The organism is Chryseobacterium sp. Leaf201, assembly GCF_001421435.1.
Taxonomy (GTDB): Bacteria; Bacteroidota; Bacteroidia; order Flavobacteriales; family Weeksellaceae; genus Chryseobacterium.
Genome location: NZ_LMKA01000057.1, coordinates 145,847 through 169,915 on the forward strand (window position 1 = coordinate 145,847; position 24,069 = coordinate 169,915).

The 24,069-nt window shown below is 39.6% G+C and carries 21 protein-coding genes and 1 tRNA gene; 15 read left to right on the top strand and 7 right to left on the bottom strand.

Translation table 11 applies throughout. The features are described from left to right. Positions 1-6: 6 nt before the first annotated feature. On the bottom strand, positions 7-624 hold the full coding sequence (locus tag ASE55_RS06345; RefSeq protein WP_056216732.1) for a vancomycin high temperature exclusion protein: 618 nt from the start codon (positions 622-624) through the stop codon (positions 7-9). Beyond that, positions 621-1,745, bottom strand: coding sequence for a ferredoxin--NADP reductase (locus ASE55_RS06350; protein ID WP_056216734.1), 1,125 nt, complete (start codon positions 1,743-1,745; stop codon positions 621-623). The genes ASE55_RS06345 and ASE55_RS06350 overlap by 4 nt, the downstream gene beginning before the upstream one ends. 29 nt (positions 1,746-1,774) lie before the next feature. Between ASE55_RS06350 and ASE55_RS06355 the strand changes: the two genes are divergently transcribed. The 12 genes from ASE55_RS06355 to ASE55_RS06410 all read left to right on the top strand — a co-directional run bounded on the left by ASE55_RS06355 (position 1,775) and on the right by ASE55_RS06410 (position 14,686). Further along, positions 1,775-2,329 carry a redoxin domain-containing protein gene (locus ASE55_RS06355; protein WP_056216736.1) on the top strand — a complete coding sequence of 185 codons (555 nt, stop codon included), beginning with the start codon at positions 1,775-1,777 and terminating at the stop codon, positions 2,327-2,329. Positions 2,330-2,352: 23 nt separating this feature from the next. Further along, positions 2,353-3,324, top strand: a complete 972-nt coding sequence (locus ASE55_RS06360) for an iron ABC transporter permease (RefSeq protein WP_056216738.1) — start codon at positions 2,353-2,355, stop codon at positions 3,322-3,324. Between the two features lie 87 nt (positions 3,325-3,411). After that, complete coding sequence (locus ASE55_RS06365; RefSeq protein WP_056216741.1) at positions 3,412-4,335, top strand: ABC transporter ATP-binding protein; 924 nt, start codon at positions 3,412-3,414, stop codon at positions 4,333-4,335. Between the two features lie 165 nt (positions 4,336-4,500). Then, positions 4,501-4,947 (top strand): MarR family winged helix-turn-helix transcriptional regulator, encoded by a 447-nt coding sequence (locus ASE55_RS06370; RefSeq protein WP_056216744.1) that lies wholly within the window; start codon positions 4,501-4,503, stop codon positions 4,945-4,947. Positions 4,948-5,056: 109 nt separating this feature from the next. After that, entirely contained in the window at positions 5,057-7,450 is a 2,394-nt protein-coding gene (locus ASE55_RS06375) for a 3-hydroxyacyl-CoA dehydrogenase/enoyl-CoA hydratase family protein (RefSeq protein ID WP_056216747.1), read from the top strand. Between the two features lie 84 nt (positions 7,451-7,534). Then, positions 7,535-8,047 (top strand): IS200/IS605 family transposase, encoded by a 513-nt coding sequence (gene tnpA / locus ASE55_RS06380; protein WP_056216751.1) that lies wholly within the window; start codon positions 7,535-7,537, stop codon positions 8,045-8,047. A 54-nt stretch (positions 8,048-8,101) separates the two neighbouring features. Further along, the gene (locus ASE55_RS06385; protein WP_056216755.1) at positions 8,102-9,280 is read left to right on the top strand and encodes an acetyl-CoA C-acyltransferase; all 1,179 of its coding nucleotides are present in this window, start codon (positions 8,102-8,104) and stop codon (positions 9,278-9,280) included. 74 nt (positions 9,281-9,354) lie between these two features. Further along, the gene (locus ASE55_RS06390; protein WP_056216759.1) at positions 9,355-9,720 is read left to right on the top strand and encodes a four helix bundle protein; all 366 of its coding nucleotides are present in this window, start codon (positions 9,355-9,357) and stop codon (positions 9,718-9,720) included. Positions 9,721-9,819: 99 nt separating this feature from the next. Beyond that, positions 9,820-11,589 (top strand): acyl-CoA dehydrogenase family protein, encoded by a 1,770-nt coding sequence (locus ASE55_RS06395; protein ID WP_056216761.1) that lies wholly within the window; start codon positions 9,820-9,822, stop codon positions 11,587-11,589. A 174-nt stretch (positions 11,590-11,763) separates the two neighbouring features. After that, positions 11,764-12,060 carry a hypothetical protein gene (locus tag ASE55_RS06400; RefSeq protein WP_056216764.1) on the top strand — a complete coding sequence of 99 codons (297 nt, stop codon included), beginning with the start codon at positions 11,764-11,766 and terminating at the stop codon, positions 12,058-12,060. A gap of 120 nt (positions 12,061-12,180) precedes the next feature. After that, complete coding sequence (locus ASE55_RS06405) at positions 12,181-12,627, top strand: phosphohydrolase (RefSeq protein ID WP_056216768.1); 447 nt, start codon at positions 12,181-12,183, stop codon at positions 12,625-12,627. A gap of 7 nt (positions 12,628-12,634) precedes the next feature. Then, positions 12,635-14,686 (top strand): M48 family metallopeptidase, encoded by a 2,052-nt coding sequence (locus ASE55_RS06410; RefSeq protein ID WP_056216771.1) that lies wholly within the window; start codon positions 12,635-12,637, stop codon positions 14,684-14,686. 14 nt (positions 14,687-14,700) lie between these two features. Here the strand turns inward: ASE55_RS06410 and ASE55_RS06415 are convergent, their stop codons facing one another. Further along, on the bottom strand, positions 14,701-15,417 hold the full coding sequence (locus ASE55_RS06415; RefSeq protein WP_056216773.1) for a DUF2490 domain-containing protein: 717 nt from the start codon (positions 15,415-15,417) through the stop codon (positions 14,701-14,703). Positions 15,418-15,492: 75 nt separating this feature from the next. Then, entirely contained in the window at positions 15,493-17,304 is a 1,812-nt protein-coding gene (locus tag ASE55_RS06420) for a TonB-dependent receptor plug domain-containing protein (protein WP_056216776.1), read from the bottom strand. A gap of 624 nt (positions 17,305-17,928) precedes the next feature. On the opposite strand from ASE55_RS06420, the gene uvrA reads away from it, so the two are divergent. Both uvrA and ASE55_RS06430 read left to right on the top strand, forming a co-directional pair. Continuing rightward, a complete protein-coding gene (gene uvrA / locus ASE55_RS06425; protein WP_056216779.1) occupies positions 17,929-20,721 on the top strand; it encodes an excinuclease ABC subunit UvrA in 2,793 nt (930 codons plus the stop codon). A gap of 489 nt (positions 20,722-21,210) precedes the next feature. After that, positions 21,211-21,285 (top strand) — tRNA-Arg (locus ASE55_RS06430). Between the two features lie 149 nt (positions 21,286-21,434). Here the strand turns inward: ASE55_RS06430 and ASE55_RS06435 are convergent. After that, on the bottom strand, positions 21,435-22,352 hold the full coding sequence (locus ASE55_RS06435; protein ID WP_056216881.1) for a ClpXP adapter SpxH family protein: 918 nt from the start codon (positions 22,350-22,352) through the stop codon (positions 21,435-21,437). A 227-nt stretch (positions 22,353-22,579) separates the two neighbouring features. Between ASE55_RS06435 and ASE55_RS06440 the strand changes: the two genes are divergently transcribed. Further along, positions 22,580-22,939: a winged helix-turn-helix transcriptional regulator gene (locus tag ASE55_RS06440; RefSeq protein ID WP_056216781.1), complete on the top strand. Its 360-nt coding sequence runs from the start codon at positions 22,580-22,582 to the stop codon at positions 22,937-22,939. Positions 22,940-23,119: 180 nt separating this feature from the next. On the opposite strand, the gene ASE55_RS06445 is transcribed toward ASE55_RS06440, so the two are convergent. Together ASE55_RS06445 and ASE55_RS06450 are read right to left on the bottom strand one after the other, a co-directional pair. Further along, positions 23,120-23,623, bottom strand: coding sequence for an endonuclease V (locus tag ASE55_RS06445; protein ID WP_056216784.1), 504 nt, complete (start codon positions 23,621-23,623; stop codon positions 23,120-23,122). A 32-nt stretch (positions 23,624-23,655) separates the two neighbouring features. After that, on the bottom strand, positions 23,656-24,027 hold the full coding sequence (locus ASE55_RS06450) for a glyoxalase (protein ID WP_056216787.1): 372 nt from the start codon (positions 24,025-24,027) through the stop codon (positions 23,656-23,658). Between the last annotated feature and the right edge of the window lie 42 nt (positions 24,028-24,069).

The following is a 24,069-nucleotide window of genomic DNA, read 5'->3' on the forward strand; positions in this document are numbered from 1 at the left end:
ATAATATTAATCCGGTGAAATACCGAAAGCAAGATAAACGACCGCTACCGTTCTTGCGAGAATTTCTCTGAACTGGTTCCGGTAGTAGCTCTCCGGTTTGCTGACATCCTGGGCATCAAATCCTAAGGCATTCATATTGTTATTCCTGGCGAAAAGCAGTGCTCTCAGGTTATGGAATCCCTGGGAGACGATAATAACATTATCTTTTTTGTACACATCTTTGCAGCGCAGAATACTGTGGTAAGTATTGAATCCTTTAGGGTCTTCAGTAATGATGTCTTCCGGCACTCCTTCCTGATAGATCAGGTAATTTTTCATGGCTGCCGGCTCATTGTATCCCCTGCTTTTTTCACCGCTTACAATAATCTTTCTGATCCGTCCGTGGTGGTATAATAAAGCTGCAGCATCCATCCTTTTGGTAAAGTAAGGATTTGACTGCCCGGATCTCATCTTTGGTGATGTCCCCAGCACCAGAGCAACTTCCCTGGGCGGGATTTTGGAAATCTTAGTGTAGGTTCTTCCGTCTGTAAGGGCAAATACCCATGCATTGGCAAGGCATATCAACAGAACGCCTATTTCTATTGATATACATATCAGATTAAATATGTTTTTTATGATTCTCAACTGAGATCAAAGTTAAGCTTTATTTTCCTGCTTTTTGCTATAGACATGCAGGCAAGGACATGACCTTTCTCTTCTTCTTTTTCCGTTAGATATTCATTTTCGAGCAGTTCCACTTCACCTTCTTCAAGAATGCACTCACAGCTTCCGCAGATACCCGACTTGCAGGAATACGGAACATTAAATTTCTGTACCAGCAACTGCTGAAGGATCCTGTCTTTATTCGTAGGAAGTTCGGTCTTATACTGCTTACCCAGCATGGTGAATTCCACTTCAACATTTTCAATCAGGGGAAATTCTTTTTCTACAGGATAAATATCATCATTGTATTCTTCAAAAAGCTCAAAATGGATGTTTTTCTTCGGAATCCCGTGATGATAGCAGGCATTGGCCAGCGTCTTGATCATCTCTCCTTTACCGCAGATCAGCACTTCATCCACAGCATCCCAGATGGTAGATTCTTCGTCCGTATCATCCAGGTGGAGAATCTGGTTGATGATCAGGCTTAACCTTTTCGCATCCAGCCTTCCGTAAAAAAGGCCATTCGGCTGTTTCTCCTGAGAATAAAAATAGAAAATCTGGAGCCGGTCTCCGCAGGTTCGGGCAAGGTTATCCAGCTGTTCCCTGTACATTAAATCTTCAGAAGTCTTATTTCCGTAAAATAAAAACATCCTTGTCCGGGGCTCATTGTGGAGAATATTTTTGAAATGGCTCAGAATCGGGGTAATGCCTATTCCGGCAGCAAATCCTACAATCGTACGGAATTCGCTGGGTTTGGATACCAGTGTAAACCTTCCGGCAGGCTCACTCACTTCTATTTCATCACCAACATGGTAATTTCCGAATAAATGCGAAGCCGCTCCCCCGGCAGAATTCATCTTAATCCCCAATGCTATTTTTTCCTCATAAGGAGCTGAGGTCATTGAGTAATCATTAATGATTTCTTCACCCTGGGACTGAAATTTTATACTGACAAACTGACCGGCATCAAACCGGAAATTCTCCTTCAGGTGCTCAGGAATCTCAAATTCCAGTGCGAAAGTATTTTTGGTCAGTTCTTCCTTTTTCGTTATTTTTAGCCAATGAAACCGTGTGAGTTTCCCTTTATAGATTTGTTGTTCCATACTTCAATTCAAAAATATAAAAAATAATTATGAAAAAGATAATTTTATCCACGCTTGTTCTTTTTGCTTTGGCAGGCTGCAAAAAAGAAGGCGAGAAAAATAATGATGCTGTGGCCGCAACAGATTCTGCTTCTGTCTCAGAAACACCTTCTTCAGCTGCTTCATTGAAAGTGCTTACTCCGGACAACATTTCAAAGATATTGAATAACAAAAACGATACCTTATATGTAACGAATTTTTTCGCTACGTGGTGTGGCCCGTGTGTAAAGGAAATCCCGCATTTTAAAAATAAAATTGAAGAATTGAAAGGGAAGCCTGTAAAAATTACCTTTGTAAGCTTAGACCAGAAAGATATCTGGTACACGGAAGTTCCCCGTTTTACAGCAGAGCATGGAATCCAGCATTACACAGTACTGTTAGACGGTCAGCTGATGGATGCCAATTTTTATAAAACTAATTTCAAGCAGTGGGACGGCGGTGCCATACCCTTCACATTTATGAGAAAAGGCGATAAAACAGATGAAACCCTGGGAATGATCAGTGAGGATATGCTTACTTCAAAAATCAATTCCTTTTTAAAATAAAAAGCGCATCTGCATTTCTGATAATGTCAAAAAAATTTAAAATCCTGTGTTTACTTTTATTGATTGCGATCTTATCAGCTACAGTCATTAATCTGAACACAGGCTTTTTAAGTCTGAACCTTAACGATTTCTTGGGGGAAGCAGCCAACAGCCAGATTGCAGAAATCCGGGTAAACCGTGTACTGGTAATGCTTTTGGCAGGAATCTCCATTCCTACTTCCGGCTTTCTCATGCAGGAATATTTTCAGAACCCTTTAGCCGGTCCGGATATTCTGGGAATTACTTCCATTGCAAGTCTTTCGGTCGCTTTTTATATTTTCTTTTCGTACAATATTGATCTTCCGGAATTTCTTCAGAACAGCTTCCTGAGCCTGTCATCAATTGCCGGCAGCTTCGTCCTTATGCTGTTGCTGCTGTCCATGTCCAAAAGATTTACAGATAAATCACACCTGATTATTTTTGGTTTTTTAATTTCAGCTTTTGCCGGCGCAATCGTTTCTCTGCTGCAGTTTTACGCGGAAAACCAAAGCCTTAAAAATTATGTATTGTGGTCTTTCGGAGCAAATAATATGGTTTCGAGAAGCCAGATTTATGTGTTGACTTTATTAGTTTTGATCGGGTCATTCATGAGTTTTAAAAGCATAAAACCTTTGATCGGAAATTCTTTAGGCACTGCTTATGCGCAAAGTTTAGGTGTTAATTTAGACCATTTAAAGCTCTTTATTATCATTGCCTCTTCTCTCCTATCGGCTTCTGTTACGGCTTTTCTCGGTCCTGTTTTATTTATCGGGATTATTGTCCCGCATTTCTGCAGGCTGATTTACAATCCGGCAAAGCTCTGGCAACAGTGGGGACTGAATATGCTGCTGGGCATGCTGATGATGATGCTGTTCTCTATTATTGCTGAAAAAACGCAGATCCCTTTAAATGTAATAAGTTCCCTATTCGGGATTCCTGTTATTCTTACGATGCTGTTGAAACAGAATAAAGTGTGAGATGATAAACATAATCAGTTTAAGAAAAATAATTTAATAAGGAAAAATATGACTTCTCTGAATCTTTAAAGACTATAATTGAATACGATGTACCTACAAATCAAACAAGCGGATATAGGCTATGACAAACCCCTGATTTCAAATGCAGATGCAAATCTGAATTTAGGGGACGTATGCCTGTTAATCGGGAACAATGGTGTAGGGAAAACCACTTTAATTAAGTCTGTGCTGCATCAGACGCCTTTACTGAGCGGGGAAATTTCAATCAACCATAAAAATATAAAACATCTTTCCGTAAAAGAAATTGCAGAGCATATTGCCATTGTTTTTTCAAAATCGGTCATTCCGCAGAATCATACGGTTGAAGATCTTATTTCATTGGGAAAATACATCTACTATCCCTATTATTTTGAGCTTAAAAAAGAGGACAAAAAAGAAGTTTCGAAGATTATCAGGGAACTGAATCTGGATCAATACAAACATACCCTTTTAAGAAACCTTTCAGACGGAAATCTCCAGAAAGCATTTATCGGAAGGGCTTTGACCCAGAACTCTCCTATCATTATCCTGGACGAACCCACAACCCATCTGGATGAAAAAAATAAAATCATCATTCTTAAAACACTCCGGAAACTGGCAAAGCAGCAGAATAAACTAATTCTTTTTTCTTCTCACGACTGGCGGCTGGCCAAGGAATTCGCAGACAAGATTTGGTATGTAAAAGATCAAAAACTTTATTCAGGGATGGTGGAAGATATCCTGCTTCAGCACGAAGAACTGGTTAACCCGTCCTTGTTCGAAGTCAATAAAAACTTTGTCCCTCCACATATCGCCGCCCCTGATTTTTATAAAGAAATGCTGTATTCGATACTTCAGAAAAATTTTCAAAAAGACCTTTCTCCTTTGCATTTTGAACTTCAGGATAAGATTTGGGTTATTTCTCATGATTCTTCAGAGCATCAATGCGAATCTTTTGAAGAAATTGTTAATTTCATAAGAACCATTTATTAACAGGCGTTTTTATTTGCTTAATTCACATACTATGCATGCATAGTATTATGCTAATCATACAATTTAACCTACTCATTATCAATTTATTAACAAATTTTAACGTTAATAAATACTATGCATGCATAATATTTGCTACATTTGAATAACACCTTTTCAATAATAACAATGGATAACAAAGATAAAATAGAAAATGTAGATTTAATCTTAAAACAGACGTGGCTGGCTGTTTCTAAAATGTATACTGATCTTGCCCAGGAACATGATTCTACAGCCGTTCAGGCTCTTACTCTTCTTAAAATAGATCCTAAAGAAGGTACAAGAAGTACAAATCTGGGGCCTAAAATGGCTATCGAGCCCACTTCCCTGACAAGAATTATCAAACTTCTTGAAGACAACGGCTATATCTATAAAGAAAAAACCACTACTGATAAACGGGAAGTAATTATCAAGCTTACGGATAAGGGATTGAATTCCAGAAATATGTCCAAGGAAGTTGTGGTGAACTTCAATAAGAGGATTATGGAGAAAATTGCTCCGGAAAAACTTGAAACGTTTAAAGAGGTCATGACTGAGATTATGAAGATCGCAGTAGATCTTAATAACAAAAAATAGAACATCATTTTTCAAATGTCGACAGGACAGGTAATGAATCCTTATTAATAAGACATACCATTTGGAACGGCAGATGCATAAACCAGAATAAATAATAAATATAAAAATAATGAAAAGAAGAATCAAACACGTTACCGTTCTTGGTTCAGGAATTATGGGAAGCGGTATTGCAGCACACTTTGCCAATATTGGCGTTGAAGTTTCGCTGCTGGATATCGTTCCGTTTGAATTGTCTGAAGCAGAACAGAAAAAAGGTTTGACCAAAGAAGACAAAGCCGTTCGCAACAGAATTGCTTCGGAAAACTTTGAAAAACTGAAGAAGGCAAGTCCGGCACTGCTCTATTCCCCGAAATTCGCGGAGAGGATCAAGGTTGGAAATTTTGATGACGATTTACAGAAAATAAAGAATACGGACTGGATTATTGAAGTGGTGGTTGAAAAACTGGACATCAAAAAATCAGTATACGAAAAAATTGAACAGTTCAGAAAACCGGGAACCCTGATTTCTTCAAATACTTCAGGAATCCCCATCCATCTTTTAACAGAAGGAAGAAGTGATGATTTCAAGCATTATTTTGCCGGAACACATTTCTTTAACCCGGTAAGGTACCTTCCTTTGTTGGAAATTATCCCTACTCAGGATACTGCACCGGAAGTGATTGATTTTTACATGCATTACGGTGCAAAGTTCTTAGGAAAAACAACCGTTTTAGCAAAAGATACCCCGGCATTTATTGCCAACAGAATCGGCGTGTTCTCTATGATGGACCTTCTTCACAATGTTCAGAAGTTGGGACTTAATGTTTCCGATGTTGATAAATTAACCGGTCCGGTAATCGGACGCCCAAAATCGGCGACATTCAGAACAGCTGATGTGGTAGGGCTTGATACTTTGGTGATGGTGGCAAACGGTGTCAGCCAGAGCGGTTTTGAAGCTAATGATTTTAATAATGTTTTTTCCCTTCCTGATTACATCCAGAAAATGGTTGATAACAAATGGTTAGGTTCAAAAACACAGCAGGGATTCTATAAAAAGGTAAAAAATACCGACGGAAAATCAGAAATCCACGGACTGAACCTTGATACGCTGGAATATGAGCTTCAGGGAAAATCTTCATTCCCAACCTTGGAATTAACCAAAGCTATCGACAAACCGATTGACCGTTTTAAAGTCCTGATCGGCGGAAAAGATAAAGCCGGAGAGCTATACAGAAAGTCTTTAGGAGCCTTATTCGCTTACGTTTCCCATAAAGTTCCGGAAATTTCTGACGAAGTTTATAAAATCGATGACGCGATGAGAGCCGGTTTTGGCTGGGAAAACGGACCTTTTGAAATCTGGGATGCCGTTGGAATAAACAAAGGTATTGAACTGGCTAAAGATGCAGGATACGAAGTTTCCGACTGGGTTAATAACATTGAAACCTTTTATAAAGTCAATGAAGAAGGACAGAGTATTTACGTTGATAAAAATTCAGGGGAATACAGCAAAATTCCGGGACAGGACTCTTTCATCATCTTAGATAATATCAGAAAAAACAAAACACTCTGGAGCAATTCCGGTGCTGCCATTGAAGATCTGGGCGACGGAATCATCAACTTTGAAATCCGTTCTAAAATGAACTCGCTGGGAGGCGAAGTGCTGGACGGATTAAACCGGGCGATTGATCTTGCTGAAAAAGAATATGACGGACTGGTAATCGGGAATCAGGGTACTAATTTCTCCGTAGGTGCAAACCTGGCCATGATTTTAATGATGGCTATCGAACAGGATTGGGATGATTTGAATATGGCGATTGCTTATTTCCAAAAATCGATGATGAGAGTTCGTTATTCTTCAATTCCTGTAGTCGTAGCTCCTCACGGAATGACGCTGGGCGGCGGCTGCGAAATGACCATGCACGCCGACCGGGTGGTTGCCGCAGCAGAAACCTATATCGGATTGGTGGAAACCGGAGTCGGAGTAATTCCCGGCGGCGGCGGAACCAAAGAGCTGACGCTGAGAACTTCAAGGGAATTCCACAGTGATGATGTTAAAAACAACAGGCTCCGTGAAGCATTCATGAATATAGCAATGGGTAAAGTGGCAACATCCGCCTATGAAGCCTACGATATGGGCATCCTTGAAAAAGGAAAAGACATTGTTGCAGTTGACAAGCGAACCCAGATCATGACGGCAAAAATGCTGGCCAAAAGCCTCGCGGAACACGGCTACACCCAACCCATCGAACAGAAAGTAAAAGTTCTGGGTAAAGACGCACTGGGTATGTTCTATGTAGGAACCGACCAGATGTTAACCGGGAAATATATTTCTGAACACGACAAAAAAATTGCAGATAAACTGGCCAACGTTATGGTCGGAGGAAACCTTTCCGAACCTACCATTGTCACTGAACAGTATTTACTGAACCTAGAAAGAGAAACGTTCCTACAGCTTTGCGGGGAAAGAAAAACGCTGGAAAGGATTCAGTATATGTTACAGAATGGGAAACCGCTGAGGAATTAAAGGAAGCTCCGTAGGAGCGAACTGTTAATAGCTGAAGATAATTATAATTTTTGCAGAGCCTCGTAAAGGCGACCTGTTATTTTTATGGCCAATACATATACAAAAATTTATATTCAAATTGTTTTCGCCGTTAAAGGCAGGCAAAATCTGATTTCAAAAGAAAACAGGGAAGAATTACATAAATTTATTACAGGTATCGTTTCCCATAGAAACCAAAAATTATATGCAGTATTTGCGATGCCTGACCACGTTCACATTCTAGTAAGTATGAGCCCGGCAATTTCGATTTCAGATTTAGTAAGAGATATTAAAGCAGGTTCATCCAAATTCATCAATGAAAAGAGATGGATAAATGGAAAATTCAACTGGCAGGAAGGTTATGGAGCATTTTCTTATTCTAAAAGCAGTGTTGATTCAGTTGTCAATTATATTTTAAACCAAGAACAGCATCATAAAAAGAAATCATTTAAAAATGAATATCTGGACCTTTTAGAAAAATTTGAAATTGAATATAGTCAGGAATATTTATTTGAATGGATTGAAGATGGACAGGTCGCTCCTACGGAGCTTCATATATCGCAAAACAAAGAACTATGAACAGTTTACCTCTACGAGGCAAAAAACGCTCAAAATAAATTAATTAAATAAAAAATGAAAACAGCATATATAGTAAAGGGTTTCAGAACGGCCGTTGGAAAAGCGCCAAAAGGAAGTTTAAGATTTACAAGACCCGACGTTATGGCAGCTACCGTAATTGAAAAATTAATGGCGGAGCTCCCGCAATTGGATAAAAACAGGATTGACGACCTTATTGTAGGAAACGCAATGCCTGAAGCTGAACAGGGGCTGAATGTAGCCCGGTTAATTTCCCTGATGGGATTGAATACCGACAAAGTTCCCGGCGTTACCGTAAACCGGTACTGTGCATCAGGAAGTGAAGCGATAGCCATTGCTTCTGCAAAAATCCAGGCCGGAATGGCCGACTGCATTATTGCAGGCGGTACGGAATCCATGTCCTATATTCCGATGGGCGGTTACAAGCCGGTTCCTGAAACGGCTGTTGCCAAAACAAATCCTGATTATTATTGGGGAATGGGTTATACGGCAGAAGAAGTTGCCAATCAGTACAGAATTACCCGGGAAGAACAGGACCAGTTTGCTTTTGAATCCCACCGAAAAGCGTTAAAAGCCAATCAGGAAGGAAGGTTTGCAGATCAGATTGTCCCGATTCCCGTAGAATATAACTTTCTGGACGAAAACCAGAAAATGCAGACTAAAAAGTTTGATTTTTCAGTGGATGAAGGTCCGAGAGCCGATACCTCTTTTGAAGGCTTAGCCAAATTAAAGCCGGTATTTGCAAACGGAGGAAGCGTAACGGCAGGAAACTCTTCTCAGATGAGCGACGGAGCCGCTTTCGTTATGGTCATGAGCGAAGAAATGGTAAAAGAATTAGGGCTTGAACCTGAAGCAAGACTGTTAGCCTATGCCGCAGCCGGACTGGAGCCGAGAATTATGGGGATGGGACCACTCTATGCCATTCCAAAGGCACTGAAACAGGCCGGTTTGGAACTAAAAGATATTGAGCTTATCGAAATGAATGAAGCATTTGCCTCTCAGTCTGTAGCCATCGTCAAAGAACTGAATATCAACCAGGAAATCCTTAATGTCAACGGCGGAGCCATTGCTTTAGGCCATCCGCTGGGATGTACCGGCACCAAATTAACCGTTCAGCTGCTTGACGAAATGAGAAAACGCGGCAACAAATACGGTATGGTAACCATGTGTGTCGGAACCGGACAGGGCGCAGCGAGCATTTTTGAACTTTTATAGATAACAGATTGTTAGATAATAGAGGGATAGATGATAGATGATAGATGATAGACCTATAGATAATAGATTTAAAGATGAGTAGTTTCAAAAGGCACAATTTTAAAAGACTTAAAATCTGGCAGATGGCATTAGACTTATCAAAAATCACTTTGGATCTGACTGATACTTTTCCTGCTTATGAAAAATATGGTTTGAAAAGCCAGATGGACAGATGTGCAATTTCTATTCCTTCAAATATCGCTGAAGGTTCAAGCAGAACCAATAAATCTTTCAGTCACTTTTTAGATATTTCTTTAGGTTCTTCATTTGAACTGCAAACACAGATATTGCTGGCAAACCACAGAAAATATTTATCGGATGAAAGAAGTGAAATTTTTGAAATCAAAATAGAAGAATTTCAAAAGGCAACAATGGTATTTCAAAATACATTGAACCTGTAAACTATCTATTCGTCTATGATCTATTATCTATCTGTCTATTATCCATCTGTCTAAGATTTATATATAAAATATCTTCACAATAATTAAAAAAATAAAACAATGAACAACATACTAAAAGGAGGAGAATTCCTGATCAAGGAAATTCCTGCAAATGACATCTTCACGTTAGAAGAACTTTCAGAAGAGCAGAAAATGCTTCGTGATTCCGCAAAAGAATTTATTGACCGGGAAGTGATCCCTCATAACGTGAGGTTTGAGAAGAAAGATTATGCCTTAACAGAAGAAAAAATGCGTAAGCTGGGCGAAATGGGCCTTCTTGGTGTAGCGGTTCCTGAGGAATACGGCGGCCTGGGAATGGGCTTTGTAAATACCATGCTGGCCTGCGATTACTGCTCCGGGGCAAACGGCTCTCTGGCAACTGCCTACGGTGCCCACACCGGAATCGGTACCCTTCCAATCCTGTTATACGGAACGGAAGAGCAAAAGCAGAAATACCTTCCGGATCTGGCCACAGGTACAAAATTCGGAGCGTACTGTTTAACGGAGCCGGATGCCGGTTCTGATGCCAATTCAGGAAAAACGAGAGCCAAGCTTTCCGAAGACGGAAAACACTATGTCATCAATGGACAGAAAATGTGGATTTCAAATGCCGGTTTTGCAGAGATTTTCATCGTATTCGCAAAAATTGAAGATGATAAAAACATCACAGGGTTTATTGTGGAGAAAGAAGGTACCGAAGGATTAAGCTTCGGTGAGGAAGAACACAAGCTGGGAATCCGTTCATCTTCTACAAGACAGGTATTCTTTACAGATATGAAAGTGCCCGTTGAAAACCTTTTGGGAGAGAGAAACAACGGTTTTAAAATCGCTCTGAATGCTTTAAACGTAGGTAGGATCAAACTGGCAGCTGCTAACTTAGACGGACAGAGAAGAATTTTAAACCATTCCATCCAATATTCCAACGAGAGAAAGCAGTTTGGCGTATCTATCTCAACATTCGGGGCCATCAGAAAAAAACTGGCGGAAATGGCAACCGGGATTTTCGTTTCCGAAGCAGGTTCATACCGGGCTGCAAAAAATGTGGAAGATAAAATCAATGAACTGGTTGAAGGCGGAATGAACCACCAGCAGGCTGAACTAAAAGGTGTGGAAGAATTTGCTGTAGAAGCTTCCATACTGAAAGTGTTTGTTTCAGATTTAACACAGCATACTGCCGATGAAGGCATCCAGGTATACGGCGGGATGGGATTCTCTGAAGAAACTCCGATGGAAGCAGCCTGGAGGGATTCGAGAATCGGAAGGATCTATGAAGGAACCAATGAAATCAACCGTCTTTTATCAGTAGGAATGCTGATTAAGCGAGCGATGAAAGGCGAGCTGGATCTGTTGTCACCGGCAATGGCGATCTCCAAGGAATTAATGGGAATCCCGTCATTTGAAGTGCCTGATTATTCTGAATTCATGAGCGAAGAAAAAGCAATTATTGCCAACCTTAAAAAGGTATTTTTGATGGTTTCGGGAGCTGCGCTTCAGAAGTTCATGATGGATATTGAAAAACAGCAGCATCTATTATTGAATGCGTCTGAGATTCTTAACCAGATCTATATGGCGGAATCTGCAGTGTTAAGAGCTGAAAAACACTTCTCCGCAGACTCTGTAGAAGCATCAATGGCTCAGCTTAACCTCTATAAAGCCGTTGAAAAAATCATCACTTCAGCGAAAGAAGGCATTGTCTCTTTTGCCGAAGGCGACGAACAGAGAATGATGCTTTCCGGATTAAGAAGGTTTACAAAATATACCAATACGCCGAATGTAGTGGCACTGACAGAAAAAATAGCTGCCCATTATATCAGTAAAGGAGCATATTAGTCTTATCTATAAATTTGATTTCCAAAACGTCTCAGTTATTTGAGGCGTTTTTTATTTAAATATTAATTTTCTATCAGGAAATAAGAATAAAAATCCAAAAATGTCTCACAAAATTAAACACAGATCTTAAACAGTTTTAAAAATTATTTTTATTTTTATCCAAAATTAGCACCTATGAAAATTGTATTTTTTGCATTCCTTTTTATTTCAGTTTCCCTTTCAGCACAGGAAAAAAAGAAAAGACAGTTAATAATACCTGAAACGGATACGGTAAGGATGAACAAAACGGATCCAAACAAAAATAACATCAATCCGGCAGACCCACAGAAGGGCCTTTATAAAATGCCCAATGCAAAGCCTGACCATGATTCTGTATATTCCGGCATGAGAGATAAAAGAAAAGACACCACAGACTATAAAATCCTGAACGGGATGGCTCCTGAACCCAAAAACAATTCCAAACGGAAATAAATCAGTCTCAAACCGATTTTATGACTGAACATAGGGCCTGTACAGACATTTATTAAAAATAACTATAAAATATAGCCTCCGGATTTGAGGCATTTTTTATTTTTGCACTTTACTTATATAATGACAAAAGAAGAACTGCTCCACAGAGCTATTAAAATTGCTGATAAAGCGCATAAAGGCCAAACCGATAAATATCATGCTCCTTACATAGCTCACGTCATGCGCGTCATGGAATACGGCAAAACCATGGATGAAAAAATCGTGGGCGTTCTGCATGACGTTGTGGAAGACCACCCGGCGGAATTCAGCCTGGATTATTTAAGAGATGAAGGATTTCCTGAATACATTATTTTTGCGATCAGCTGCCTGACAAAGTTTGATCCCGAAGAGGAATACGACGATTTCGTAAAAAGAACCGAACGTTCTCCCCTTGCGGTAGCCGTAAAATTAAATGATCTCCGTGACAACATGGATTTGAGAAGGGTAAACCGCGAATTAACCCAGAAAGACATCAAAAGATTCAATAAATACCTGAAAGCTTACCATTACCTGACAGACAAATATTAAAAAACACATGACTAATAACCTCCCTCCTATTTCAGCAGCTTACAGATCTAAGCTCATATCTGCAATTACCTCAATTTCAGTATTCTTCCTTGTCTATTTTATCTTAATCCTTATCTCTCTGTTGCTTATTTTCCTGTTGGGTTACGGAGCCCTGCAGATTGTCAGGCTTCATTCCAACTATTTCACCATTGCCATTGCACTGGGATTGGTAAGTGTCGGGCTCGTCGTATTTTATTATCTGATTAAATTTATCTTCAAAAAAAGCAATTACAGCAATAAACATTTAATTGAGGTTAAACGCAAAAACCAGCCGGAGTTTTTTTCGATGATCGATGAAATGGTAAAAGAAACAGCAGTAAAACAACCCGGAAAAGTATTTCTTTCTTCAGAGGTAAATGCGAGCGTAAGCTACAGCTCTGCTTTCTGGAGTATGTTTTTCCCTGTCAGGAAAAATATAACCATCGGAATGGGATTGATCAACACCACTACGGTTGGCGAACTTAAAACCGTTCTGGCTCATGAGTTCGGGCATTTTTCCCAGAGAAGCATGAAAATCGGCGGATATGTAAACCAGGCTGAAAAAATTATTTTTGATACGGTTTACAACAACCGGGATTTTGAAAATTCTTTGAAATACGGTTCCGGGCATTGGATCTATCAGCTTTCAGCATGGATTTCAATAGCCTTTATTAATGCATTCCAATACATCCTGAAAATTTTCTCAGACTTTTTATTTAAAAACAATGCATCTTTAAGAAGAGAAATGGAGTTTCATGCGGATTCCGTTGCAACCTATGTTACCAACCCGAAAGAACAGGTTTCTGCATTGCTGAGATTAAGCTTAAGCGATACTGCATTCAACAGCTCAGTGATCTTCTATGCAGAAAGCAAACAGGCATACCTCCCGGAAAATCTTTTTGAGAACCAGACTGCAATGATGAAAATTTTGAGCGAGCGGAATAATTACCCTTATGAGAATAATTTACCTAAAGTAGACCCAGAAGATCTGACACGCTATAATAAATCAAAAATTGAAATTGATGACCCGTGGTCATTCCACCCTGAAAACGACAGGAGAATTGAGATGATCCTGAAAAACAAGACTAAAAACATCCCGGAAAACAATGAACTGGCAAAAAATATCATCCGCGGTTTTGATGAAGTGTGTAAAGCTTTGACGAAAAAGCATTTAACAATGTGTGAAATTGAAAGCACCGGTGAAATAATAAGCGGTAATGAAAAATTTGTACAGCTGTACAATGAAACATATCCTTATAAAAAGATCAGCTCAGCATTTAACGGATACTATGAACACCATAATCCTGTATTGGAAAACATTGAAGATCTTACCGGTACACCTGCCAGCACAGAAACCTATGACTTTTTTAATGATGAAAACCTGTCGCTGGTATATGAAAAGGCAGGAGTCCGGAATGACCTTTATACATTGGAATATCTTGCGGCCAATTCCAGAACGGTTAAAACTTTTAAATGTAACGGCAGGCTTTATAAAACGAATGAAGCCCGGATTTTAATCCCGAGATTTACAAAAAACCTTGAAGAACTGAATTCCAGACTCGCTGAAAATGATAAAAAGATCTTTACATATTATTACCGTAAGGCAGATGCGAATGATAAGGAAACTTTAGTAGCCAAGTATAAGAAATTTGCCCTGCTCGACCATGAGTTTGATGTATTCCAGAATTCTATCAGTAACTTCATTCCGCATCTGCAGTTTATATCCGTTACTTTGCCTGTGGAGGAAATCAGGAAACACAGAGCAGTACTGCTGAGGAATGAAAAGCCGTTCAAGGAGATATTGAGGAAATTCATTGAAGAATCCGGCTATCAGGAACTTATCACGCCGGAAGACCAGCAGGTTATTAAAGAATTTATCCGTTCAGAATACATTTATTTTAACAATGACCGGTATATTCAGCCGGAAATTGATGCGGTAATCAATCTCGTGAATAAGTACCAGGAAATCCTCAACACAACCTATACGGATTATAAAGAGGAACTTCTTGATTTTCAGACAAGACTGGATCAGGCTTCCTGATTGATTAATTTTTATTAATCCGCTCCCGGGAAATGGTAGGTTCTTGCAGGAGGATTGGTATCGTCGATATTGATGTTGATGGCAAGGTATATGAAGTGGACGTTTTTATTTCCTTTCGCTTCAAATTCCCTTTGCCAGAGGTATCCTCCCAGGATCCCGAAGTGCTCGTCAATCTGGTATCCGAAACCTCCGTAGACCCTGTTTCTTGCAAAAGCCGGTTTTATAGGGCTCACAATAAAAATTTCGTCATAGGCATTTGCGAATAAAGTGCCGGGTTCAATTTTCTTGGCATTCAAGGGAACCGAAATATTCAACCGGTAGCGGTACCGCATCCTCTCGGAGTTTTTATCCGTCTGCGGCTCGTAAAACCATGACTTTTCAGCACGGAACCGGTTTTCAAACTTTACAATTCCTTTTTTAAAGTCGATCACATCCTGTAACCAGACCCTGAACTCCTCTTTGTTAATGGCGTGTTCTTTATAGGTCGCATATCTTCCCAACCCGATAAAAGGCTTGTGATTCTTGGTGAGATTATAACCCAGCCCTCCCTTTATTTCATAATAATCAGGATAGCTGTAATCTTCAATGCTTCGCATCTGGCCTTCGGCGTACAGGAAAAATTTCGGGTGAAACTTATACGTTAATGTCAGGGCATTGAAGTTGGAAATATGTTCCTGCGCTCTGACAAACGTAAGGCTTAAAAATAAACCAAGACTTAAGAAAAGTTTCATCTTAAAAAAATTTCTGCAAATTTAAATCAATTAACAATTTCGTAATATTAACTTTAATTCATCCTGTATTAACATTTACTTAATATTGATTGTATAAGAAAGCCCGATATGGAACCACCGCTGCGGCATCGCCACGCCAAAGGTTTCCGTATATGAAGTATTTGTTACATTATTGATCAGAACATACACCGAAAAGTCTTTTTGAACAAAACTTAATTTTTCATCCAGTAAATTATAACTTCCGTTATTCATCCGTTCATTATACCGGTAAACAAGTTCATTGGTGAAATTTTTCAGGAATCTTGTTTCTAATTTCGCAATAAACTGATGCTTCAGGTTATCCAGAAGATACCTTGCAGAAAATTCTCCTGTAGAATTCAGCTTATTATCAAGATAAGTATATCCCACAGAATAATTTAACCATTGCCTCCATCGGTGATTAAGTTCAATTTCCACTCCTTTACTGCTCGTATTACCAATATTTTGGGCATACCAGACAGGATCGTTCAGTGACATTTTGGTCCAGTCTATGGAATTGTGGGAATCCCTCATGAATCCGCTTACTTTCGCTAAAATATTTCCCGTCTGATACTGATACCCGATTTCTGCAGAAACCGCGCTTTCAGGAATCAGATCAGGATTTCCCTGCTCCGTTTTGCTTACATAATAAAGATCGGTAAACGTAGGTACCCTTGAAACCCTTGAAATATTTCCGTAGATCTTATTGTTCTGGTTAAAATTGTAGCCTACATCCAGTCCCGGATAGAAGAAATTTCCTTCTTTAGAATAATTTGCCCATGAAAATCCCGGACTGATATTTAGTTTTTTATCCAGCAGCGAAAAATGATGCTCAAAGAAAACCTGGGAAACAAACCGGTTTCTTTGTCCCAGATTATTACTCGCCAGAAATTCTTTCCTCAGTTCCACGCCAACTCCTGTGGTTCCAAATCCCCACTGGTAGCTTGAATTTACCTCGCCTCCTACATTATTCCCGATGTGCATATTCCGGTAGATTTCAGGCTTTGCCCTGTTGAACAGATACATATCCTGCCCTCTCCGCCAGTATACATTGGAATGGATTTTCAGGTTTTTAAAGGTTTGCTGATGGGCCATGCTCACTACTGATGCCTGCGTTTCCTCATACTGTTCAGTTGCTTTCGGGGAAGAGTAAAACCCATTGGCCCCGAACTTTTTCTCAGAAAAACCGGCCTGCAACCTGATGTCCCCGTCTTTTATGGCTAATTTGCTTTGATAAAATATATTCCTGATCTCATAATCGGTATTGTACATATACCCCTGTGACGAATTGGAATTTGCCGTAAGCGCGTTGGAAAATTTCTCATTTCCGATCTGCGCATTCATTCCGAAACCGAACGTTTCATAATCTCCGGCTTCAGCACTTATCTTTACCCTTTTCCCGATATGGGTTTTCGTAATCACATTAATGACCCCGGCATAGGCATTCTGTCCGAACCGTCTTGCACCCGGGCCTTTAATGACTTCTATTCTTTCCACATCTTCAAGATCAATCGGTAAGTTCAGAGAATTATGGCCCGTCTGGGAATCACTCATCCTGATCCCGTTTAAAAGGAGAAGCACCTGCTCTGACGAGCTGCCGCGGAAAGCAATATCACTCTGTACACCGTTTGCCCCACGTCTTCTGATATCCATCCCGGAGACCTGCTGCAGGATTTCATCAATGCTTTTTGCAGGAGAATTTTCTATTTCTTCCCTGGTAATAACACTGATGTTTTGGTTGGCCATTTTATAGGGGATGGAAATTATTTTTCCCTGAATTTCAATTTGGTCTATATCCGTGGACTTTTCCTGGGCGTTTGCAAAATACAAGGCTCCAAGTAAGAAAATGCTTCCTGCTTTTTTAATCATTTTTATCAGAATTATCTCAGTGAGTTCGTAAGCCCAAAAGTAATGGAGTTTGAGAATACTTACAAATGATAGATGTCATATAAAAAAAGATGCAGTTTCAGCTGCATCTTTCCGGAAGGATTTATCTTTTTTTCATTAAATGTGTAACCAGATCTCTGAATAATTTTCGCATTCTGTATTACTTATTTATGAATACAATTTTAAATAATTATCAAATATAAAGCAACAGTATTTGCTTAAAAAAAAGTTAAAAATTAAAATTTAACATGACCGATCCATTATCTTCAGTCAATCCCGGCTCTTTGCTGATAATTGTTCAAATTTCACGGTCTTTGAAAGCCTGTATTTGCGGATTTATTAATTCATCAAAGTAACGCAAAACATTTTTAGTGTTTACCGCAGCTGTTTTCCCTGAGCCGGGCCCGTCAAATCCAAATATTATTGATTTTTACAGGTGGTTAAGCCGGAATGAAATGTCATCAATCTTTCGTATCGAATAAATTTTCAGCCTGTAACTGAACGATTAAATATGAAAATATCAATGGAACCGATTTGCATGATTTGTGTTTAATTAAAGATCAGAATCCATCAAAAAGTCGTAATTTTGTTAGTCTTAATTTTACTATGGCTCATACAACAGATATAGATATTAAAAAGCAGATTTTTGTTAAGAATGCACATCTCAACAATCTGAAACACATCGACGTCCTTATCCCGAAAAATAAACTGATCGTCATTACAGGAGTTTCCGGAAGCGGAAAATCTTCACTGGCATTTGATACCATTTATGCGGAAGGACAAAGAAGATACGTGGAAAGTCTCAGCTCCTATGCCCGCCAGTTTTTAGGGAAACTTGAAAAACCTAAAGTGGATGACATCAAAGGCCTGGCTCCGTCCATCGCCATCCAGCAGAAGGTGATTTCTTCAAACCCGAGATCAACGGTAGGCACATCCACGGAGATTTATGATTATATGAAACTTCTTTTCGCAAGGATTGGGAAAACATTTTCACCGGTTTCCGGGGAAGAAGTAAAAAAAGACTCGGTTTCCGATGTAATAGATTTCATCAAATCATCAGAAAAAGATGTTTCGTTCCTATTGACGGCACCCTTGACTTATGATGCAGAAAATTTCACGGAAAATCTGAATGTTTTAAAACTGGCCGGTTTTACAAGACTGGAAATCAGCGGAAACGTTGCCGGGATTGAAGACCTTGAAAGCTTTGGTTTTACTCCTGAAAAAGGAATGGAAATCAATCTGGTGATCGACCGTTTCTCTTACGAAGAAGATGAAAGCTTCCTGCAGCGTCTGGCAGACTCCATCCAGATGGCTTTTTATGAAGGACGGGGTTACTGTTCACTGAAAAACATGGATACCGGGAAAGCAAAAGAATTTTCAAATAAATTTGAGCTGGACGGGATGGAATTCCTTGAGCCCAATGTCCACTTTTTCAGTTTCAACAATCCGTACGGTGCCTGCCCAACCTGTGAAGGTTATGGGAAAGTAATCGGGATTGATGAAGACCTGGTGGTTCCCAATAAAACCCTGTCTGTTTTCGAAGATGCAGTAGCTTCCTGGAGAGGGGAAAGCATGAGTGAATGGAAAAAAGATTTCATTAAAAAAGCAAAAGACTTCCCGATCCACAAGCCTTACCATCAGCTCACCAAAGAACAGAAAAAATACCTCTGGAAAGGCGACGGAAAAAGTACGTTCCCTTCAATTGACAATTTCTTCAGAATGCTTGAAGAAAACTTATATAAGATCCAGTACCGGGTCATGCTTTCGCGTTACCGCGGAAAAACCCTCTGCCCTACCTGTGAAGGCCTTAGGCTTCGTGAAGAAACCGGCTGGGTAAAAATCGACGGACACAATATCCAGTCCATGATCGAGCTTCCTATGGATGAGCTTTTCCCTTTAATTAAAGAATTGAAATTATCCGAACACGATCAGGAAGTAGCAAAAAGGCTGTTATATGAAATCACTACCCGCCTGGAATTTTTACTGAAGGTAGGTTTAGGCTATTTAACGATCAACAGAACGTCTAATACGCTTTCCGGAGGGGAAAGCCAGAGGATCAACCTCGCTACCAGCCTCGGAAGTTCGCTGGTAGGTTCTATTTATATTCTGGATGAACCTTCCATCGGACTGCATTCAAGGGATACGGAAAATTTAATTGAGGTATTGAAAAACCTGCGGGATCTTGGGAATACGGTAATTGTGGTAGAGCATGATGAGGATGTAATGAAAGCCGCTGACTATATTATCGACATCGGCCCGGAAGCCGGATATTTAGGCGGTGAACTGGTATTCGCCGGGGATTATAAACAGCTGAAAGATGCAGACACGCTGACATCAAAATACCTGACCGGAAGACTGGAAATTGAAGTTCCTGCCAAACGGAGAAAGGCAAAAGAATGGATCCATATCAAAGGGGCCCGTCAGAATAACCTTAAAAATATTGATGTGGATGTCCCTCTGGAAAACCTGGTGGTGATTTCAGGGGTTTCAGGAAGCGGTAAATCTACTCTGATGAAAGAGATCCTGACCAATGATATCCAGATCCAGCTGGGTATGGGCGGAAAAAAAGGCGACTACGATTCTGTTGATTTCCCTAAAAAACTCATCAAAAATATTGAGTTGATAGACCAGAACCCTATCGGGAAATCTTCACGTTCCAATCCTGTAACCTATCTTAAGGCATACGACGATATCAGAGACCTGTTTGCCAAGCAGAAGGTGGCAAAAATGATGGGCTACAAGCCGAAACACTTCTCTTTCAATGTAGACGGCGGAAGGTGTGACGAATGTAAAGGTGAAGGCGTCATCAATGTATCCATGCAGTTTATGGCAGATATTGAGCTGGAATGCGAAGTCTGTAAAGGAACCCGTTTCAAAAATGAGATCCTGGAGGTTCGGTATGATGAAAAAAACATTTCGGATATCCTTCATATGACGGTTGATAATGCACTGGATTTCTTCAGAGATAATCATGAGGAAAAGATTGTGACCAAGCTGAGGCCTCTGCAGGATGTCGGCTTAGGATATCTTCAGTTAGGACAGAGCTCTTCTACCCTTTCCGGCGGCGAGGCACAGCGTGTGAAACTAGCATCGTTCCTGGTAAAAGGCGTAACGACGGATAAAACATTGTTTATCTTTGATGAACCTTCCACAGGGCTGCATTTCCATGACATCCAGAAATTGCTGAAGTCTTTACAGGCTCTTATTGATCTGGGGCATTCGGTTATTGTTATTGAGCACCAGCCGGACATTATCAAGTCCGCAGACTATATTATAGACATCGGGCCGGAAGCAGGAAAACACGGCGGCGAAGTGGTGTTCACGGGAACCCCGGAAGACTTGGCTAAGAATAAAAAATCCCATACAGCGAAGTATATAAAAGAAAAGCTGGAGAATTAAATACAGAGAGAGTCGGATAAACGGCTCTCTTTTTTATTTATCTGAGTTTAACTGCATTAATTTTTCAAATTATTTTATTTCTGAAATTTGATGATTGTGTTTGAAAATACTCATTTTGAGCCTTAAAATAAATGCTGTAGAAATATAAAATATTGAACTTTTATCATCGGGCATTTAAGAAATCCACTAAAAACTTATTAACAATTCTTTGTGGATAACTTGTGAGTTTTAATATTCAATTCATTGAAAGCAAGAAATTTATTCCTACATTTACTTTGTAATAAATCTGGAAATGAATTCAAATTTTGCTTTTTTCATTTTTGAAATTGCATTTAAATTTATAAAAATTTAAGCACAGCGCTGTCGGCTGTGCTTTTTTATTGTTGTCTAATTAAAAAAATGAGATGTCTTTATCTACTGAATCCGTTCCTAAAGAACGGGTTCTTTTATTTTTAAATTTTAAAATTATTTATTATCTTTGGCCTTTAAGGTCTCATAGTTCAACGGATAGAATAGAAGTTTCCTAAACTTTAGATCCAAGTTCGATTCTTGGTGAGATCACCAGCAAGTTACGATAAACAGACAGGAATTACCTGTCTGTTTTTTTATGGCCTCCTGTCTGATCCCTGATTAAAATATAATGACAGGCCACAAAAAAACCGGAGACTTAAAATCTCCGGTTAAAAAAAATTGCTAAATATGATGAAATTAATCTATGATTTGAGCGTCCAGACCGAACCGTTTTTGGTGGTCAGCTTTTCAAGTGTTCCTTTCTCGGAAAGCTCGTTTAAAACTTTTTCACTTTCCATTCTCGGGGTTCCTGATAATTCTGAAAATTCCTTTGCGGTAAGGGAATGATATTTACCGAACAGGGTTTCCCAGTTTTTGGAGTATTCTGTTTTCTTTGTGTCTGCATTTACTTTCAGGATCGCTGTTTCGTAAAATGCATACGGCTTTGATCCGTACACCATTTCCCTGCTTCCTTCTTCGTTGGTGAAAAACATGGTAGGAAAACCACGCACACCCATTGATCTTGCCATATTCAAGTCTTCCTGGAAAAGTTCTTTTGCTCTCCCTTCGAAATCTGTTTTCAGCTGATCGGTATCAAGTCCGGTTTTCTTTGCAGCAGCAGCAATATGCTCCCATTTTGCGATGTTCTTTTTCTTCAAGAAAACCATTTCACGAAGTTCCCTCATGAAATCAACGGCCTTGGTTTTATCCTGAAGCTGTGCCGCTTTAAAGGCAATCGACGGCGGATAAGAGGAATCCAGAGGATCCTGAAGCCATACATCCCCGTCAATCGGCATATCGTAATATCTGCTTGCGTCATCCCAGTGGTGTGCCACATCAGACGGCTTGCTGATGCCTCCGCTGTTATAGCTCCAGTCCGGAAGAAGCCCGCCCATTCTGTATTCTATCTCTACGCTGTTTCCGTATTCCAGTTTAAGCTTCCTCAGCTGCGGTTCAATGCCCCAGCATGAAGAGCAGATTGGATCTGTAAAATAAATAACTTTTACAGGCTTATTATTAGCCTGAACATGGATGTTTCCGATCTCCGCTTTTTCTCCCGGCATTTCACAGATCCCTGTAGCAGGATCACACAGCAGTGGGTTTGATGTTTTATTTTCCATTTTTTTACTTTTATTGTTTTGTCCGTTGCAACTGCCTAAAGTTGCCGTAAGGAAAAAGAATGTCAGTATTCTGTAATTTATCATTTCAGGTGATAATCTTATTGACAAAACTAATATTTAATAATGACACTTCCACAGCAGATTTCCTTTTGGAAACCAGTTTCCTCTATGAAACTACCCCGATAATTTTTTATACCTTTACCGTCATCATCTCTATAATCTGAATTATGAAAAAAGAACCGCAGCTGAATACCACACTGGTGTGCAAACACAGGATGAACGCGATAAAAGATGCCATGGAAATTTTATCCGGAAAATGGAAATTCCATATTCTCGGAACCTTGCTGCAGGGAGGAAGAATGCGTTTTATGGATCTGCTCAGGGAGATTGACGGTATTGCCGCTAAAATGCTTTCAAAGGAACTGCAGGATATGGAAATCAACCATCTCATTACCCGTACTGTTCTGGATACCAAACCGGTAACTGTAGAATATGAGGTTACGGAATACGGCAGGACCATAGAACCGATTATTGATGAAATTGCCAACTGGGGCATTGAATACAGGAAATCCCTTTATCAGAATTAATAAAACCGGCAATATAAAATTACCGGTTGAAAAAACAAAAATTGATATGGATATTATTGATCTGTGTTTTTGTTATTGCAAATTTATGTTTATTTAGAATTAATAAAAATAATAAACTTGTGACATTCGTCAGCTTTTTAATATTTGCTGTGAACAATCCTATCCTCTTTCTGATTTAATTTATCGCATCCTTGTCAGCTGATCCAGTTTTTTCAGCAGTGCAGGAATCCTGAAATCCCCGTACATCTGTTCTACTTCTGCTTTGATTTCATCTGCATCAGCCCCTTTTACCGTAAGGAACAGCGGCGTTTCGCTTTCTCCCCGAAAGATCATTTTCCGCTGCAGGTCAGGAGTACTGAACTCATTTTTAGCAATTCCGATAACCGGGAATTTCTGTTCCAATGCTTCATAGAGATAACCTCCCAACCCCATTTTTCCTTCATTGCCTAAGGTTACATAGCCGTCTACAATAATGATATCACCTTCATAAAGCTTAATCTGTTTTAAAAGACTGAGAATACACGGGAGCTCCCTTTTGTAAAATGCCCCGCTTTCATAGTCGGAAGTAACTTCCGTTTTCTCCATGAAAATTTGGGTTTCTTTCTCAGAAGTCCATTCTTCAAAAGCAATGCACACAGTATGGGCATAATCGTCAAAATAATAGGTATCAAAAGCGTAAATCATGGCCTGTTTATCGTTAATTTATTACTGTTTAATTATTTGTTACTGAAAAATTCCCCGAAATGCCATAAAATCCCGCTGGGGTCATGCACAAAACATTCTTTCCCCCAAGGCATGGTTTTAACAGGCGTCAGCCGGACTTTCTCATATTTCTCCGGAAGTCCGAGGCCTGTGAGGTAGTTCCAGAACGCATCCGCATCATCCACTTCGATAAAAAGCATCGTATTGTCGACCCAGTCTTTTACGTAAGCATCCTGAAGATAGAAACCTGTTCCATTCCGTTGGAACAAAGACAGGTTACTTTCGAGAACGGTCTCTTCAAAGCCGAGATCTGAATAAAACTCCCTGCTGATTTTAAAGTTTTCAGAACCTACAAAAGGCCGGATTGATTTTATATTCTGTATCATTGTGTACGGTTTTTCCAGTTTTCAAAAGTCATTTCAAATTTT

Coding starts and splice junctions, on each gene's coding strand:
- ASE55_RS06350 (WP_056216734.1), bottom strand. CDS start 1,745: ATGGAACAACAAATCTATAAAGGGAAACTCACACGGTTTCATTGGCTA.
- ASE55_RS06355 (WP_056216736.1), top strand. CDS start 1,775: ATGAAAAAGATAATTTTATCCACGCTTGTTCTTTTTGCTTTGGCAGGC.
- ASE55_RS06360 (WP_056216738.1), top strand. CDS start 2,353: ATGTCAAAAAAATTTAAAATCCTGTGTTTACTTTTATTGATTGCGATC.
- ASE55_RS06365 (WP_056216741.1), top strand. CDS start 3,412: ATGTACCTACAAATCAAACAAGCGGATATAGGCTATGACAAACCCCTG.
- ASE55_RS06370 (WP_056216744.1), top strand. CDS start 4,501: ATGGATAACAAAGATAAAATAGAAAATGTAGATTTAATCTTAAAACAG.
- ASE55_RS06375 (WP_056216747.1), top strand. CDS start 5,057: ATGAAAAGAAGAATCAAACACGTTACCGTTCTTGGTTCAGGAATTATG.
- tnpA (WP_056216751.1), top strand. CDS start 7,535: ATGGCCAATACATATACAAAAATTTATATTCAAATTGTTTTCGCCGTT.
- ASE55_RS06385 (WP_056216755.1), top strand. CDS start 8,102: ATGAAAACAGCATATATAGTAAAGGGTTTCAGAACGGCCGTTGGAAAA.
- ASE55_RS06390 (WP_056216759.1), top strand. CDS start 9,355: ATGAGTAGTTTCAAAAGGCACAATTTTAAAAGACTTAAAATCTGGCAG.
- ASE55_RS06395 (WP_056216761.1), top strand. CDS start 9,820: ATGAACAACATACTAAAAGGAGGAGAATTCCTGATCAAGGAAATTCCT.
- ASE55_RS06400 (WP_056216764.1), top strand. CDS start 11,764: ATGAAAATTGTATTTTTTGCATTCCTTTTTATTTCAGTTTCCCTTTCA.
- ASE55_RS06405 (WP_056216768.1), top strand. CDS start 12,181: ATGACAAAAGAAGAACTGCTCCACAGAGCTATTAAAATTGCTGATAAA.
- ASE55_RS06410 (WP_056216771.1), top strand. CDS start 12,635: ATGACTAATAACCTCCCTCCTATTTCAGCAGCTTACAGATCTAAGCTC.
- ASE55_RS06415 (WP_056216773.1), bottom strand. CDS start 15,417: ATGAAACTTTTCTTAAGTCTTGGTTTATTTTTAAGCCTTACGTTTGTC.
- ASE55_RS06420 (WP_056216776.1), bottom strand. CDS start 17,304: ATGATTAAAAAAGCAGGAAGCATTTTCTTACTTGGAGCCTTGTATTTT.
- uvrA (WP_056216779.1), top strand. CDS start 17,929: ATGGCTCATACAACAGATATAGATATTAAAAAGCAGATTTTTGTTAAG.
- ASE55_RS06435 (WP_056216881.1), bottom strand. CDS start 22,352: ATGGAAAATAAAACATCAAACCCACTGCTGTGTGATCCTGCTACAGGG.
- ASE55_RS06440 (WP_056216781.1), top strand. CDS start 22,580: ATGAAAAAAGAACCGCAGCTGAATACCACACTGGTGTGCAAACACAGG.
- ASE55_RS06445 (WP_056216784.1), bottom strand. CDS start 23,623: ATGATTTACGCTTTTGATACCTATTATTTTGACGATTATGCCCATACT.
- ASE55_RS06450 (WP_056216787.1), bottom strand. CDS start 24,027: ATGATACAGAATATAAAATCAATCCGGCCTTTTGTAGGTTCTGAAAAC.